This is a genomic window from Paenibacillus sp. CB74 (genome assembly GCF_055687625.1).
In genome coordinates this window covers 2,501,962-2,519,279 of record NZ_CM146009.1, presented here as the reverse complement: position 1 = coordinate 2,519,279, position 17,318 = coordinate 2,501,962, and the positions used below count along the sequence as shown (strand labels likewise).

The following is a 17,318-nucleotide window of genomic DNA, read 5'->3' as shown; positions in this document are numbered from 1 at the left end:
CGATGTGTTCGAATTGGTATGTACATATTGAATGTCCCGGCATCCAAGCTTAAAAATGTCGTTTCCTGTGAACATTTTGTGTGACCTCGTTTATAAATCATGGCATTTGGGGTAGTACTCTATAGATGAAGTTATGTTCAAGCGGGTCTATTCATACGGAATACAATCAGATTCTCATAAAGGAGGACACGTGATGTCGAAATCCATTACAGAGAGCCGATCTCTGTTCGAACAATTGTATACACACGCACCAATCGGCATTGCTGTCGCATCGCATGTAAATGGAAAGTGGTTGCAGCTTAATCCTGCATTTTGCGAGATGCTTGCATATAGTGAAGAAGAACTGCTCGATACTTCGGTCGTACATATGATCTGCGAAGAAGATCTGCACATGGAGGAATTCCGCAGCAAGTTCTGGGAAATGACCCATAAAACAAGGGAGATGTACGAGACGGAGGTTCGCCTGAAACGCAAGGACGGTTCGTTATTATGGGCAACCATTAGAGCTTGCATCGTACGGGATGAAACGAGTGGTGAACCTTTGTATCTGCTCGTACAAGCTGCTGATATTACGAAACAAAAAGATGCAGAGGAAATCCTTATTGTGCAACGTAAGCAATTGGAGGAGAGCAGTCGCATCTCGAGGCTGCTGGCAGAGTCTTCACTGGACCTGATTGCAATACATGATGTCGATTCCAGTCGTACATTTAAATATGTTTCGAATGCATGCAAGAGCATGCTCGGCTATGAGTTGGAAGAAGTGATAGGTAAGCCTGGAACATTCGTTATCTGTCCGGAGGATGTGCCCTTGGTTGAAGCGTATATGGAAGAGCAGAGAAGGGGTCTGGCTCCCAAACGGCTCAGTTATCGCCTGCAACATAAGGACGGATCTACGGTGTGGGCAGATACCATTACACATTATGTCTATGACAGTGCAGGTGAATTGTTAGAACTCGTCGCTGTAACCCGGGATATCACAGCCAGCCAGCAACAACAGTTAAGCATGCAGGAGTACAGATCATTATTTGACTGTAATCCCCTGGGCGTGGCTTCTCTTGATCTGGAAGGCAATCTGCTGAAAGCCAATGTGGGTCAGGAACAGTTGACGGGACACAGCAAGGAGGAGCTGCTGAGCCGACCTTTTGATCACCTCATTGATCCTGTGGATCTGGAGAAGACACGATATCATTTTGAGGAAACGGTGAAGGGCACGGCACAGAGCTATGAGATAGGCTTGATTCACAAAAATGGACAGCGAATTGAAACCAATGTGATTAATGTTCCTATTATACTGGAGGATAAAGTTGTAGGTGTCTATGGGATTACCAGTGACATTACGGAGTCCAAACGTTATGTCGAGGAAATCGAGAATCTTAGTTATGAACGGGCATTGATTTTGAATGGCATGTCTGAGGGTGTTATTGGACTGGACCTGGAAGGGAATCTGAACTTTGCTAATCCGGCCGCTGCGGAGATCATGAACTTCTGTCCAAGTGAAATGAACGGCAAACCTCTTGAACAGATGATGATTCAGATGCAGAGCGAAGGAATCCCTTACCCATCCAAGGATACACCAATTCTACAGGCTGTTCGTGAGGGACGAGGTCTGCCGCGTACCGAATCCGTTTTTTGGAGACAGGATGGGTCCAGTTTCCTGGCGGAGTTCCAATTGAAGCCGATTATGGATCAGGGTAGAACCCGTGGAGCCGTTTTGGTTTTCCGTGATATGACATCTGTGAAGGACATCATACGTGCCAAGGAAGCAGCAGAGCATGCAGACCGAGCGAAGTCCGAGTTTCTGGCTATCATGAGTCATGAGCTTCGAACACCATTGAATGGCATCATGGGCATGGCCCACCTATTAATGGAAACCGAGCTGGATGATGAACAGAAAGGCTTTGCAGAAATCATGATTGATAGCGGCGAATCTCTTTTGTACATTTTGAATGAAATCCTGGATTTCAGCAAAATCGAAGCAGGCAAAATGGATCTTGAGCGCGCACCTGTAGATATTAAGGCGATGCTGGGTGGAGTGATTGAACTGTTTGCGCTGAAGGCCTCAGAGAAAAATATTGAACTCTTTTGTGAAGTGTCGGATCACATTCCTGAGCGAATTCGGGGGGATGAGACACGAATTCGGCAGGTGCTGATTAATCTGGTGGGTAACGCTGTTAAATTCACAGAGCAGGGTCGTATTCAGGTGAGCGTTGGTGCTGATTTTTCAGATGAGCATGGTCGGGACAATCTGATGTTGACCTTTAAAGTAAGAGATACAGGAATCGGTATTCCAACAGAAAAGCAGCATCAGTTGTTCCAATCCTTCTCACAGCTTGATCCGGCCATCAATCGCAAGTTTGGCGGGACAGGACTGGGGCTTGCGATCAGCAAGAAACTGGTGGAATTAATGGGTGGAGCGATTGGCGTACAGAGTGAGATCGGTGAGGGAGCAGAGTTCCAGTTCACCCTCGTAGTGGAGCGCTGGCAAGAAGAAAGTAGTGACCCGATCGAAATTACTGAGAATGATGAACTGCAATTGGATCGAGCCAGTCTTGCCCATGACCTCAAAATATTGATTGCTGAAGATCAAGCGGTCAACAGCCACCTGTTGGAGGAGATGCTGCGCAAGTTTGGCGGAGTATGTGATATCGTTGAGAACGGTGCACAGGCCGTTGATTCATTGAACAAGGTTCAATATGACCTGGTGTTCATGGATATTCAAATGCCCGTTATGGATGGGATTGAAGCGACCTGTCGAATCAGACAGAGCCATCCAGAGATACCGGTTATTGCAGCGATAACTGCTTTTGCAGGTGCGAGTGACCGCGAGGAGTGCTTGAAATGCGGGATGCAGGACTTTATTAGCAAACCGTTCCATTCCGCGGAGATCAGCCGTGTATTAAATACATGGGTTCCATATATTCGCTCTCAAAGGGTAACGTAACAGAAAAATAACCTGTGCCTTGAATTCAAGGTACAGGTTATTCTGTCATTTACGACCAGCCTCCGATTAACCCGGAGAGGGTTACGCATTCGTCATCTTCCAAATCTGCAATCAGAGTGAGTTCTTCGTTGTCTTGTGGATCAACGGAGAATAATTCACGGCGTCCGTCCTCATGCACAATAATGACTAACTGCTGGCCGCCCTTTGTATCAAACTGGTACTTAACTCCAATACCAGGTAGTGGGCATTCGCGGATATTCATGAAACCTGTCACCTCTTTAGCTTTGCTGAATAAAAAATTAACCGTTCACACAGTACGGATGTATTCTACTATCCACAACACCGTTTGGCAAGTCACAAATAAAATTGGTGTGAAGGAATTAATTTTTTCCGCGATGTGATCCTGCACTATGTCTCTGTCTGGCCCGTTTGCGACGAACCAAAAACCAAATGAGCAGAGCAACGATGAATAATAGGCCAATGACTGCAACGATGATGATGTTCCGAATGTTGGGGACCTGTACAGTCAGATCCAGTTTATTCATCTGGAGGGGGGAAACGTGCCAAATGAGCGTTTTTCCGCCATCCTCTACCTGATCCGCATTGGAATCAGCTGCCTTGATAGGCAAAGACAACTTAAAATCAAAGTTAACATCTTTTAACAAGAGGTTCTTAAGAAAGCTAGGCACCTTGTTAATCTGATTTTTGATCTCACCATCCGGCATGGATTCCATGAGGTCGGCTTCTGCTGTAATGTGCATCTTGGAAGTGAAGAAGCCGGGAGAAGTTGATTGTTCAACTTTGATCCCTTGTGGTAACTTGGACGTATCAAAGTTGGTTGTATTGCTTTTTTCATAATGGGTGGTCGCTGTGAGTTGCTTCTGATCTCCCTGTTCCGAAACCTCTGCCTGGAAGTTATTTCGATTCAATGCATCTGCGATCAGAGGCATGAGATTGTCTTGTCCAATCTTTCCAAGAGCGGAGTTCTTTACGTTGAGATTGAGATCCAGATCCGTTGATCCGTCCATATTCACCGTTAGATGGGCTTCTCCATCCGCACAGGCGGATAAAATAGATAACATAAGGACTAGTAGAACAGTAAGCATTAGCTGACGTAAGGGGATGCGAGTCGACATGTCTTTCAACCTTTCTGCGTAAAAATCCAAATTCCATTTCATAGAAGTATAGTATACACCGTAAACATGGCGGATGAAACTTTGAACCCTGCAGTGAGGTACGTATGATATAGTGCCCTGTGGGAAATAATCAATATGTTAAAATTGAAGATTTCGTATTTTTGTCAATGTTCGGTCAATTCAAACGGTGTTTCACCGTGTACACTAGTAGTAGTGTGATGAATATACGGAAGCAGGGAGGTTACATTCATGACATATATCATTATTATGGCCGTTATTATGGTCGTGGGCATGGTCGGAATGGGCTGGTTCTATCAGATTATGGATAAAGACCAAAGCTAGTATTTTTTAAATGTGAAAAGAAGAGAGACAACCTATAAGCTGGCTTCGCTAATGCGAGGCGGGCTTATTTGTGTTTGAAAGTTTTTTGAAGAAATGATCTTACATTAGCACGTAATATATGTAGTCAACAATGTTGTACAAATTTGACCGATGGACAAATATTTTTCGTAAAGATGGGATTTTTTAGCTGCTCTTTTGTATAATAGGGGTTAGTTTAACTCGGGATACTCTCGAGATTCTGCCAAACAGGAAAGGGTGTACATAAATGAAATTTAGTGAGTATACGTATACACGTCCGAATCTGGAACACATCAAGACATCTTTCCGTGAGCTGTTGAGCGGTTTTGAAGCTGCGACAACGGTTGAGGAACAGAGTGGGTTCATGGATCAGATTAATGCGCTGCGCAGTGACTTTGAGACGCAAGCCCAACTGGTCTACATCCGTCATTCCATTGATACCAATGATGAGTTTTACAAAGCGGAGAACGAATTTCTGGATGAAAATGCACCCATTGTGCAGGAATATATTACGGATTTTTACCGTGCACTGGTTAACTCGAAATTCCGCAATGAATTGGAGCAAAAATGGGGTTCACAGCTGTTCCAACTGGCGGATCTTTCACTGAAAACATTCAGCCCGGAAATCATTGAAGAACTCCAGAAGGAGAACAAACTTTCCACAGAATACAATCAGCTGATCGCTTCGGCCAAAATTCCTTTCGAAGGTGAAGAGCGCACGTTACCACAGCTTCATCCATTTGAACTGTCCACGGATCGCTCCATGCGTGAGCGGGCTTCGGAAGCCAGATACACGTTCATGGCTGAGCATGAGGCTGAATTCGATCGTATTTACGATGAACTGGTTAAAGTGCGTACACAGATTGCGAAAAAACTGGGATATCCAAGCTATGTGGAACTCGGCTATGATCGCATGAACCGTACGGATTATAACGCAGAGATGGTAGCCAACTTTCGGGCCCAAGTTCGCGATTATATTGTACCTGTAGCGACCAAGCTCAGAGAGCGCCAGCGTAATCGGATTGATGTGGATACACTGTATTATTACGATCAGGGCTTCAGCTTCAAGACAGGTAACCCGACACCTAAGGGTGATGCGGAATGGATTATTGAGAATGGTAAAAAAATGTACGCTGAATTATCGCCAGAGACGGATGCATTTTTCCAGATGATGACCGACAACGAGCTTATGGATCTGGTCAGCAAAAAAGGTAAACAAGGGGGCGGATATTGTACGTTCCTGAACGATTACAAAGTGCCGTTTATCTTCTCCAACTTCAACGGTACATCCGGTGATATTGATGTATTGACACATGAAGCAGGTCATGCTTTCCAAGTGTATGAGAGCCGTGATTTTGCAGTGCCTGAATACAACTGGCCGACATATGAATCGGCTGAGATTCATTCCATGAGTATGGAGTTCTTCACATGGCCTTGGATGCAATTGTTCTTCAAGGAAGATACGGACAAATACAAGTTTGATCACCTGTCTTCCGGTTTGTTGTTCATTCCGTATGGTGTAGCTGTGGATGAATTCCAGCATTTTGTATATGCGAACCCGGATGCGACACCAACGGAGCGTAAGCAGGCATGGCGTAACATTGAGAAGACCTATCTGCCACACATCAATTACAAAGATAATGCTTATCTGGAGCAGGGTGGTTTCTGGCATAAGCAGGGTCACATTTTCTCATCGCCGTTCTATTACATTGACTATACGTTGGCACAGATCTGTGCATTCCAGTTCTGGAAACGCAGCAACGAAGATATGAAGTCCGCATGGGCCGATTACCTGACATTGTGCAAAGCGGGAGGAAGTTTGTCCTTCACAGGATTGGTTGAACTGGCTGGATTGAACTCACCATTTGAGGACGGTTGTGTTTCCTCCGTAATTGGAGATATTGAGGCATGGCTTGACGGTGTGAACGATAAGGCGCTTTAAGCCTTCGTAAGGATAAGGATGTTTCAATGAAAGTACCTTCGTAAGGTATAAGTAGTGGATATAGCTTTAAGATTGATAGGCAAGACGGCTTGGATACCTTCGGGTGTCCGGGTCGTCTTTTTTTCATTACGGGTAAAAATAAACTTCAGTGTAACATTTATCGTGTCCATTGTGATTTATTTCACTATATCTGAAAACGGATTCAGTTACAATGTAGATAGTAAATCAGGGGTTACAGGAGGCTGGTTCAGATGGCAACACATGCATATTATGTTCCGCCCGTGAACTTGATGGGTAGAGGTTGTTTACAGGAAGCAGGCCAGATGATTGGACAGATGGGTATCTGCAAAGCACTGGTCGTGAGTGATCGTCATTTGATAACTTCAGGCGTTGCAGAGCAGGTACTGTCTATATTAAGAAAATCAGGGTTAGACTATGTCGTATATGATGAGGTTCAGCCTAATCCAACATGTCAGAATGTACATGACGGACATCGATTATTCCAAGATCATGGCTGTGACGCCATTATATCGATAGGCGGAGGTTCACCACAGGATGCTGCCAAAGGTATTGGCATTGTGGCTACCAACGGTGGGCATATCCGTGAATATGAAGGATTGCATCAATCGAAACATAAGTCCGTGCCACTTGTAGCTTTTAACACAACGGCTGGCACATCGAGTGAGGTGACAATGAACTACGTGATTACAGATGAGGAACGTAAAGTAAAGATGGTAATGGTGGACCGTAATAGTCTGGTCTCCCTGTCGGTTAATGATCCGGAGCTGATGCTCAGCAAGCCAGCAAGTCTCACAGCGGCTACGGGAATGGATGCCTTAACCCATGCCGTGGAAGCGATGGTTACGCCTGGTGGATTTACAGTGACAAGTGCGACAGCTGCAGCAGCTGTTGAATTGATCTTTGAATATTTGCCAAGAGCGGTGAGAGACGGCAGTGATCTGGAAGCGCGGGAACATATGACGTACGCATGTTTCCTTGGCGGGATTGCTTTTAACAATGCGGGTCTGGGTTATGTCCACGCGATGGCGCATCAACTGGGTGGCGTATATGATTTGCCGCATGGTGTGTGCAACGCCATGTTACTCCCTTATGTGGAGGAGTTGAATGCCAAGCATGTACCGGGCAAATTCCGTCACATTGCCAAAGCGATTGGTATGGATGTGAAGGGTAGAAGTGATGAGGAGTGTTCCGATTACGTCATTGAGGCCATCCGTCAGCTATCGAAGGAAGTTGGGATTCCTGAGAAACTGTCTGAGCTGGGGGTGAAAGATCCGGATGTGGAACTGCTTGCCGATAACGCGATGAAAGATGCCTGTGCACCAGGAAATCCCTATCAACCGTCCAAGGATGAAGTGATGGAGCTATTCCGCAAAATTATATAGACTTTTTCAGAAACGGATATATCAAAGTACGATCCTATTGATGTTGAGGATCACGGATTATCCAATTCAAAAATAATAGACAAAATGAGCCGAGATCGAAAGTCGGCTTTTTTGTCGTGTAAACTCGATATTTTTACTTATTTTTCCACTTAATAATTGCACAAAAACTAAAGGATTTTGCTTCTCTATTATCGAATACAATATGAATAACAGCGGCTAGAGAAAGGGTAATCTTACCCGAAACTTGATGTCGATGTTTTCCAGTAAGATTCCCCAGTCCGTTTCGTGTTTAATGTTAAATAGGAGTATTCTATTTCATTGCTCACGAGCTACATCTTAAGTTCTTCATTTAACATTCACCTCTGTAAGTCAGTCAAGGCAATTCTACACCGCATCATCTCTATCTCAGGCTTCACAATCAAAAAGTTCAACTTCAATAAGACTTATCCGGTTACACATCTGTACAGCATGCTCCTAATCATGACAACAGTGTCCACACAACAGAATATCGATTATGGGCTCTGAAATGAATCAGAACGAATGCACGTGGAGGAGGCTGTAATGATGGCGAAAAAAGAAGTTGTAGCGATGCTACTTGCCGGAGGGCAAGGGAAGAGGTTAAAAGGATTAACGAAATCACTGGCTAAGCCGGCAGTATATTTTGGCGGTACGTACCGAATTATTGATTTTCCGCTAAGTAACTGCTCTAACTCGGGTATTGATACAGTGGGCGTATTAACTCAATATGAACCACTTGTCCTGCACTCCTATATTGGTATTGGCAGTGACTGGGATCTGGACCGTAAAAATGGCGGAGTATACGTACTTCCTCCCCATGAACGTGAAGACGGAAGCAGTTGGTACCGTGGTACAGCAGATGCCATCTTCCGTAACCTGAACTTTATTGAACAATTCGATCCTGAGCACGTGCTCATTTTGTCAGGGGATCATATCTATAAGATGGACTACGAAAAAATGCTCCAGTATCACAAAGATAAAGATGCGGATTGCACCATATCGGTCATTGATGTCTCATTGGAAGAAGCCAGCCGATTCGGGGTGCTGAACACCAACGATGACTATAGCATCTATGAATTTGAAGAAAAACCTCCTGAACCCAAGAGCACACTCGCTTCCATGGGTATCTATCTCTTCAAGTGGGATGTACTGAAACGTTTCCTGATCCAGGATGAACAACAGGCATCCACCTCCTATGACTTTGGTAAAGATATTATTCCTTTGTTGCTTGAAAACGAAAAATCCTTATATGCATACCCATTTGAAGGTTACTGGAAAGACGTAGGTACCATTCGCAGTCTGTGGGAATCCAATATGGACCTGTTGGACGAAGACACACCGTTTAATCTGAATGATCCGGACTGGCGTATCTTTACACGTAATCCGAACCAACCTGCACAATACATCTCACCTTCGGCGAAGGTTCGCAATTGTATTATTAGTGAAGGCAGTATTGTGCACGGCGAGGTCAACCATTCCGTCCTCTTCTACGGGGTAGACGTTGGGGAGAACAGCGCTGTTATCGATTCGGTCATCATGCCAAGAGTGAAAATCGGGCAAAATGTGCGCATTTACCGAGCTATTATCGCAGAAGGATTGGTTATTCCTGATGGAACACAGATTTCGCCTGCACCGGAAGATGAGAGTGATATATTGCTCGTCGATCAGGAAGAACTGGAACGTCAGCTTCGCCAAGGAATAACCAGCAAGGCCTAATTGAAGTCAAAAGGACGGTGCATGCGATGAAACAATTGATCGGAGTTATTAACCTTGACCATGAACTTGAGGAATTGAAGGAATTGACGTACTTTCGCTGCGGAGCCGCGGTGCCTTATGCCGGGCGTTACCGTCTGATCGATTTTGTTCTATCCAATATGATGAATGCAGGGATTGAGAGTATAGGTGTATTTGTACGGCGAAAATATCGCTCGTTGATGGACCATCTTGGTGATGGGAAGCCTTGGGATCTGGATCGTAAGCATGGGGGCATGTTTATTTTGCCACCAGACTGGAACGATCCAACAGACACATCACAGGGGGATTTGCAGCATTTTCATAATAATTTGGACTTTTTCCACAGAGGTGCAGGACAGTATGTTGTGCATGCAGGTAGTCGCCATGTGACCAAAGCAGACCTCCAGGATGTCTACAGGTATCACATCAGCAAAGGAGCGGACGTTACACTGGTCTGCAAAAAAGTGGATCAACTGCTGCCTGAGCATGACGCCTGTGTCAAAGTTGACCATGACGGGGACGGTAATGTGGTGGACATTCACCAAAGCGCTAATCACCCGAATATATATACAGAAATTTTCATCATGGAAAAAGAATTGTTCTTGCGCCAGGTGCAGCGCTGTATTGATCATGGCGAGAGCCATTTCTTCCGGGATGTGATTCAAAAAAATCCGGATGGATTGAATATCGCTGCGTATGCATATGATGGCTATCACGCAGTCATCAATTCCATTGACAGTTATTATCGCAACAGTATGGATCTGCTCAACACAGGGCAATATGAACAACTGTTCAAGGAAGATCCGATCCAAACCAAAATCAAATATGAAGCGCCTGCCAAATACCTGGATACCGCCAATGTTAAACATTCCCTCCTTGCCAACGGTTGCATTGTGGGTGGAGAGGTGGAGGACAGCATTCTGTTCCGTGGTGTACAGGTGGCCAAAGGTGCCAAAATCAAAGGTTCCATTATCATGCAGAAATGTTACATTGGTGAAGGGACAGTGCTTGAGAACGTCATTTTGGATAAAGACGTGAAGCTGACCGGAGGACAGACGCTGATCGGTGACCGGTCGAATCCATACATTTTAGCGAAAAGCACTATTATCTAAAGCCCGCACGTAACCGATATCTTCTATAAATATATATAAAATAAAAATCCTGTAGGATGGATTTAAGGTTCGTAGACGAAAGTTGTTTGGTAAAGAGCCTAGCAGTAAGTGAAGGGGACGAAATCGATTCTGAAGAAGCGTATATTGTCTCCAAATTTCAACCTTTTACTATATAAATTAAACTTAAACATTTACACAAAACGGAGAGGACAGAAAGAACCTGAAGAAGCGGAGCGTTCGCCTTTATCCCCGGATTTTTCCTTTTAAAAAAAGGAATCAAAAAAATCTGGGGATAACAGTGATCGGAAGGTTATTCTGTCATCGGAGTGGCCAGTGTGAATATTATTTAGTTCAATGTATATAGGTAATCGAGAAAATTTGGAGACAACAGCGATCATAAGAACGATTCGTCACCGTAACGGCCACTTTGCACAATGTTGAGCAACGGAGTGTATGAACCGCCATCATCCTGCAGGGTTTCCCCGGGAGGAACCTACTTTTGTTTGACAACAAAGAAACGTTCAAGAGTATCTTTACACGGAATTTGGTCAGCAAATTGGGCAAACCGATTGAAGAAGCCACACAGGAAGACGTGTACCATGTACTGGGAAGCATGATCCGTGAATATGCAGGACAGGATTGGGCAGCGTCGAATCAGGGGTTCAAGCAGCGCCAGGATAAACAGGTCTATTACTTCTCGCTGGAATTCCTGATTGGACGTCTGCTCGGCAACAATCTGCTGAATGTAAACGAGTTGGAACTCGTCCGTGATAGTCTGGCGGAGCTGGGTTTTTCCTTGGAAGAGGTAGAAGAACAGGAGGCAGATGCAGGACTCGGTAACGGAGGTCTGGGACGACTCGCTGCCTGTTTCCTGGATTCACTCGCATCACTCGGATATGCAGGACATGGTTGTGGCATTCGATACAAATACGGTTTGTTTGAGCAAAAAATCATCAATGGCAATCAGGTAGAGCTACCCGACAATTGGCTGGATAAGGGCAATGAATGGGAAGTCCGCCGTCCAGACAAAAAAGTGGAAGTGCAGTTCTGGGGCCGGGTAGAAGCTCACGAGCAAGATGGGGAATATCAATTTGTTACCAAAGATGCCGAAGCGGTTGTAGCCATTCCCTATGACGTGCCTGTCATCGGTTATGGTCAAACGCATGTGAACACATTGCGGCTATGGAGTGCTGAACCGAAGCGTGAGACTTCACTTGACACCCCATCGAACTACTACGGTTATCTGGATTATAGCCGTTCCGTTGAATCGATCTCCGAATTCCTGTATCCGGATGATTCCCAGTACGAGGGAAAGCTGCTGCGATTGAAGCAGCAATACTTCATGTGTTCAGCAGGCGTACAGAGTGCCTTGCGTACGTTTAACAAGCTGGAGCTACCGTATGATCGTTTGCCAGATAAAGTGGCCTTCCACATTAATGACACACATCCAACTTTGGTTATACCGGAACTGATGCGCATCCTGATTGATGTGAAGGGTTATGGCTGGGATGAAGCATGGGACATCACAACGCGTACTGTATCGTATACCAATCATACAACACTGAGTGAGGCGCTTGAGAAATGGCCTGTAGCCATGATCAGCAAGCTGCTGCCGCGGATCTACATGATCATTGAAGAGATCAATAAACGCTTCTGTGGCATGCTGCTGGATCGGTATCCGGGAGATCAGGATCGTATAGGGCATCTGGCGATTGTTGCGAATGATCAGGTACGGATGGCGCATCTGGCGATTGTAGGCAGTCATAGCGTGAATGGTGTTGCTGCATTGCATACCAAGATTTTGAAAGAGCGCGAGATGGCTCCGTTCTATGCACTGTATCCAGAGCGTTTCAATAACAAAACCAATGGGATTACCCATCGCCGCTGGCTGATGCATGCCAATCCGAAACTGTCGGATCTGATTACGGATACCATCGGTAACGAATGGATTACAGAGCCGGGTAAGCTGGACCAGTTGGCTGGCTTTGCGGATAGTGCATCATTCCAGGAGCAGTTCCGTTTGATTAAGCGGGATAACAAAGAGCGGCTTGCTGCGTATATTCTGGACCATACCGGGACATCAGTGAACCCCGATTCCATTTTTGATGTACAGGTGAAGAGACTGCATGGGTACAAAAGGCAGCTGTTAAACATTCTGCATGTCATGCATCTGTATAATCGACTTAAGAATGATGCTTCATTTGATATGGTACCGCGTACGTTCATCTTTGGTGCCAAGGCAGCGCCGAGTTATTATTTTGCCAAGAAAATTATCAAGCTGATCAATACCGTCGCTGATACGGTGAATCGGGATGCGGCCGTGAATGATCGCTTGAAGGTGTTTTTCCTCGAGAACTATTCCGTCTCTCTTGCAGAGAAAATCATTCCTGCTGCGGATGTTAGTGAACAGATCTCAACCGCAGGGAAGGAAGCGTCCGGTACGGGCAACATGAAGTTTATGATGAACGGTGCTTTGACGATTGGCACGATGGATGGAGCCAACGTGGAGATGGCAGAGCAAGTTGGAGAGGAAAATATGTTCATCTATGGTCTGCGTGCAGACGAAGTGCTTGAGTACTATCGTTCCGGCAGCTATCGTCCAAATGAGATTGTGCAGCATGATGAACGCATTCGCGAGGTCGTGGAGCAATTGGTGCATCCAGGTGCATTCTGTTATCGTGACGGGGAGTTCTGGGATATTTATGACTCCTTGTTAGCTCATGGTGACGAATACTTTGTATTGCGTGATTTTGCTGCTTATGCAGATGCGCATGCTGCCATTGACCAAGCGTATCGGGATATTCCGGGCTGGACTCGAAAAGCGATATTAAATACGGCGCATTCCGGTATATTCTCCAGTGACCGTACCATTAGTGAGTATGCCACAGATATCTGGGGTATTCATCCCGTGTCGGGGAACTGGAAAGGTTGAGCATAGATTTCTAGACAAATAGGTCCCCTTGTTCACAAGAGTGATCTCTACTGGTTAATCAATCAGAGTAGGGGTATCTCCTTGTAGAGCAAGGGGATTTTGGCATACATTTTATTATAGTGACATTCAGAATGAAGAGAAACGGATTTCACTTATCCTAACTCATACAAGTTCGCACACAAAATCAAAAAAATGTTCCGGATCTCAGTCATACTACATAAGAAATCGTTTGATATTTCGAATTAGATAGGGGAGCCGTCACTATGGATCATTACACACGAATTCAGCTTGCGATTGAGTATCTGGAGCAGCATTTGCAGGATGATTTTAATATCAGAGAGACGTCTGCTGCTGCGAGCTTTTCGGCGTTTCATTTTCAACGTTTATTTCAGGCGATCACCGGATTCACTGTACTGGAATATGTGCGCAGACGAAGATTAACGGAAGCTATCGGGATGCTGCGGGGCTCGTCGGAAGGCATATTGGATATTGCGATGAACTTTGGCTATCGATCTCAGGAGGCGTTTACCCGTGCATTTTCAGCCTACTTTGGAATGACACCCGCGAAGCTGCGCAAGTTGGAAGCGGATCAGTTGTCTCTTTTGAAGATGCAACAGAGCATTGATTTCAATGATTATCGAACTTCGCTTAATGGAACATTCCATATGAACACACCCCGTCTGGTCACACGGGAACCGAACTGGATTGTCGGCTATGAATATAAGACCAACCTGAATGACAATCAGCATTATGCTGAAATACCTGGATTTTATCACGATTTTGGTGTGGAACAGAGATTCATGGCGATCCCGGAGAGGACACGCCCTGATATGGCTTATGGTGTGGCTTGTCATTTCGAAGAGGATGGAGCATTTTCTTTTATTGTGGGTGAAGAGAGCAGTGGAGCATCTCAGGTGCTTGAACCCGGTTTTACCTCGATTGAAATTCCGGGAGGATTGTATGCAGAGTTCACCGTGGAAGGCTCAGGGCAGGATATCAGGAAAATGATCTATGGCAGTTGGCTGCCACAGTCGAACTATGAACGGAGGGAAGGACCAGACTTTGAAGTGACGGATGTCTGGAAATCAACTCCTGAACAATTGGACATGAAGATCTATATCCCGTTAAAATAGACCTACCGCTTCGCGGAAAACAAGGTCGGAGGATAGAGGGAATGAACGAAAAGTCGTGGCTCCACTCCAAGTTGATACTTGCAACGGTTGGTTTCATGGCAGTGTTATACTTATTGATTATGGGCAATTTACTGTTTGTCAGTGGACGAACGCAAGGCTTGTATTATCAATATAATCTCGTCCCCTTTGAGACCATTCGGCCACTTCTATTGGAGAGGGAGAGGTACCATACAGATGCCTGGGTCAAGAATTTGTTCGGCAATATCGTATTGTTCATTCCACTGGGCATCTGGATTCCCTGGTTGTTTCGGAGGTGTCGTTCGTTCCTGATCTTCACATCCACAGTTGTTTTGCTTCTGCTTGGTGTTGAAGTCATCCAATTGATTACACGTGTAGGTTCGTTCGATGTGGATGACATTATTCTGAACACAGTCGGTGCCTGGATTGGTTACGCCGGATTTAAGCTATTCTTATTATCACCAGGAAAGACTCGGAATTGAGCCGCAGATCGCGGTCCATGACCGAGTCTTTTTGCATAAGAACCCTTTCATATGTTTACAAGGGAATCATTTCGGATAAAACATATTAACGGCTTATTTATATCGTATACAGAGATTATATATATAAATTGAACTACATTTACACGAAACGGAGAGGACAGAAATAACCTGAAGAAGCGAACGCGTTCGCCTAAAAGCTTTCTGAAAGAAAGCTGCATCGGAAGCATAGGCTATACCTGGATTTTCCCCTTAATTGGGGTAATTAGCAAAATCTGGGGATAACAGTGATTGGAAGGTTGTTCTGTCATCGGAGTGTCCAGTGTAAATATCCTTTAGTTCAATTTATATATAGTACAAAGATGAAAGCGAGGTGGGCGATATCGTTTGGTGGAAAGAGAGTGTGGTATACCAGATTTACCCGAACAGCTTCAACGATTCGGACGGAGATGGGTATGGCGACTTGCAGGGGATCTGTGAGAAGCTCGATTATTTGGAGAATTTGGGCGTGGATGTGATATGGCTCTGTCCCATCTACGATTCACCAGGACATGATAACGGATACGACATACGTGATTATTACGCCATTCTGCGAAAGTATGGCACGATGGAGGATTTTGATCGACTCTTGGCAGAGGCACATAAGCGTGGTCTCAAGATCATGATGGATCTGGTGTTGAATCATACGTCGGATGAACATGCCTGGTTTGCCGAATCGCGGTCGTCAAAGATGAATCCGAAGCGGGATTATTATATTTGGCGTTCAGGCAAAAATGGCCAGGTGCCGAATAATTGGGAATCCTATTTTGGAGGTTCAGTGTGGAAGCATGATGCCGAAACGAATGAGTATTATCTTCATCTATACTCGGAACAGCAACCCGACCTCAACTGGAACAATGAACAGATGGCGGAAGAGATGTATGAGATGGTTCATTGGTGGCTGGAAAAAGGGGTAGACGGATTCCGTTTCGATGCAGTGGCGCATATCGCCAAGGCAGAGGGGCTGCCAAGTGCCCACAATCCGGACAATCTGCCAGTGGTTCCGGCATATCAGCTCTTTTCCAACCTGGAACAAGTCCATTCGATTCTGAAAAAGCTGAATAACATGATCCTGAAACCATACGGACCTATGACGGTTGGCGAGACTTCGGGACTTGGGCCTGAGCAAGCGCTGGCTTATGTGGGGACTGATCGTGATGAACTTAATATGGTATTCCAGTTTGAGCATATGTTCATCGATGCCAAATCTTCCGGAATTGGTAAGTGGAACTACAAGGAATGGAAATTGACCGATCTCAAAGAAATCATGAGCCGGTGGCAAACGGTTTTGCATGGTAGAGGCTGGAACGCCAATTATATGGGCAATCATGATCAGCCACGCCCGGTCTCCCGTTTTGGTGATGACGGTAAATATCGAGTGCGTTCTGCTCAGATGCTGGCCACGTGGATGCTTACACTTGAAGGAACACCTTATATCTACCAGGGAGAAGAGATCGGCATGACCAATGTCGCTTTTACGAATATCGAGCAATACCGGGATATTGAGACGAAAAATTATTATAATCATTACATTGGTCAAGGGAAGTCGAAGCATGAAGTCATGCAGGCTATTTGGCTGAAGAGTCGCGATAATGCCCGTACGCCAATGCAATGGGATGATACGGAACACGCTGGATTTACCCAAGGTCAGCCCTGGATACAGGTGAATGATAATTATCCTGAGATTAACGTAGCTGATGCCGAAAGTGATCCACAATCCATTTTAAATTATTACAGAAAGCTGATTGCACTTCGCAAACAACATAAAGTGCTGATCTATGGCGCGTATGAACTACTGCTGCCGGATGATCCGAATATCTATGCCTATACACGAACGCTGGATGATGAGCAGATGTTGGTCATTTTGAATTTCCGTGGGCATGAGCCTGAGATGGAGTGGCCTGAAGGGTGGGATGCGGAGCATGCCAAGCTGATCATCAGCAATGTCAGCAAACGTTATTCTACCGATGAAGGTGCTATTCAGCTTCAACCATATGAAGCAAGGGTATATCGTAGGAAGCAGTGAGACGGAAGTTATCCATTTTTGCGTTGGTGAAGAGCTATGATTTAT

General features: G+C 45.2%; 11 protein-coding genes. 9 read left to right on the top strand and 2 right to left on the bottom strand.

Features of this window, described 5'->3' with window-relative positions:
* Positions 1–193: 193 nt before the first annotated feature.
* On the top strand, positions 194–2,941 hold the full coding sequence (locus ACX9NY_RS10980) for a PAS domain-containing hybrid sensor histidine kinase/response regulator (protein ID WP_339242010.1): 2,748 nt from the start codon (positions 194–196) through the stop codon (positions 2,939–2,941).
* Positions 2,942–2,990: 49 nt separating this feature from the next.
* Here the strand turns inward: ACX9NY_RS10980 and ACX9NY_RS10975 are convergent, their stop codons facing one another.
* Positions 2,991–3,203 carry a cation:proton antiporter regulatory subunit gene (locus ACX9NY_RS10975; RefSeq protein ID WP_076249592.1) on the bottom strand — a complete coding sequence of 71 codons (213 nt, stop codon included), beginning with the start codon at positions 3,201–3,203 and terminating at the stop codon, positions 2,991–2,993.
* A 118-nt stretch (positions 3,204–3,321) separates the two neighbouring features.
* Positions 3,322–4,077 (bottom strand): hypothetical protein, encoded by a 756-nt coding sequence (locus tag ACX9NY_RS10970; RefSeq protein WP_339242012.1) that lies wholly within the window; start codon positions 4,075–4,077, stop codon positions 3,322–3,324.
* Positions 4,078–4,684: 607 nt separating this feature from the next.
* Between ACX9NY_RS10970 and ACX9NY_RS10965 the strand changes: the two genes are divergently transcribed.
* The 8 genes from ACX9NY_RS10965 (at position 4,685) to ACX9NY_RS10930 (ending at position 17,273) form a co-directional block, all read left to right on the top strand.
* Positions 4,685–6,379 carry a M3 family oligoendopeptidase gene (locus ACX9NY_RS10965; protein WP_472478576.1) on the top strand — a complete coding sequence of 565 codons (1,695 nt, stop codon included), beginning with the start codon at positions 4,685–4,687 and terminating at the stop codon, positions 6,377–6,379.
* 251 nt (positions 6,380–6,630) lie between these two features.
* A complete protein-coding gene (locus ACX9NY_RS10960; protein ID WP_339242016.1) occupies positions 6,631–7,782 on the top strand; it encodes an iron-containing alcohol dehydrogenase in 1,152 nt (383 codons plus the stop codon).
* Between the two features lie 564 nt (positions 7,783–8,346).
* Positions 8,347–9,516 carry a glucose-1-phosphate adenylyltransferase gene (locus ACX9NY_RS10955; RefSeq protein WP_339243038.1) on the top strand — a complete coding sequence of 390 codons (1,170 nt, stop codon included), beginning with the start codon at positions 8,347–8,349 and terminating at the stop codon, positions 9,514–9,516.
* Between the two features lie 26 nt (positions 9,517–9,542).
* Entirely contained in the window at positions 9,543–10,646 is a 1,104-nt protein-coding gene (glgD, locus tag ACX9NY_RS10950) for a glucose-1-phosphate adenylyltransferase subunit GlgD (protein ID WP_339242018.1), read from the top strand.
* Positions 10,647–11,145: 499 nt separating this feature from the next.
* Positions 11,146–13,578 (top strand): glycogen/starch/alpha-glucan phosphorylase, encoded by a 2,433-nt coding sequence (locus ACX9NY_RS10945; RefSeq protein WP_339242020.1) that lies wholly within the window; start codon positions 11,146–11,148, stop codon positions 13,576–13,578.
* A gap of 263 nt (positions 13,579–13,841) precedes the next feature.
* A complete protein-coding gene (locus ACX9NY_RS10940) occupies positions 13,842–14,711 on the top strand; it encodes an effector binding domain-containing protein (protein ID WP_472478575.1) in 870 nt (289 codons plus the stop codon).
* 41 nt (positions 14,712–14,752) lie between these two features.
* Positions 14,753–15,211 carry a VanZ family protein gene (locus ACX9NY_RS10935; RefSeq protein WP_472478574.1) on the top strand — a complete coding sequence of 153 codons (459 nt, stop codon included), beginning with the start codon at positions 14,753–14,755 and terminating at the stop codon, positions 15,209–15,211.
* A 370-nt stretch (positions 15,212–15,581) separates the two neighbouring features.
* Positions 15,582–17,273, top strand: coding sequence for a glycoside hydrolase family 13 protein (locus ACX9NY_RS10930; protein WP_472478573.1), 1,692 nt, complete (start codon positions 15,582–15,584; stop codon positions 17,271–17,273).
* Positions 17,274–17,318: the final 45 nt, after the last annotated feature.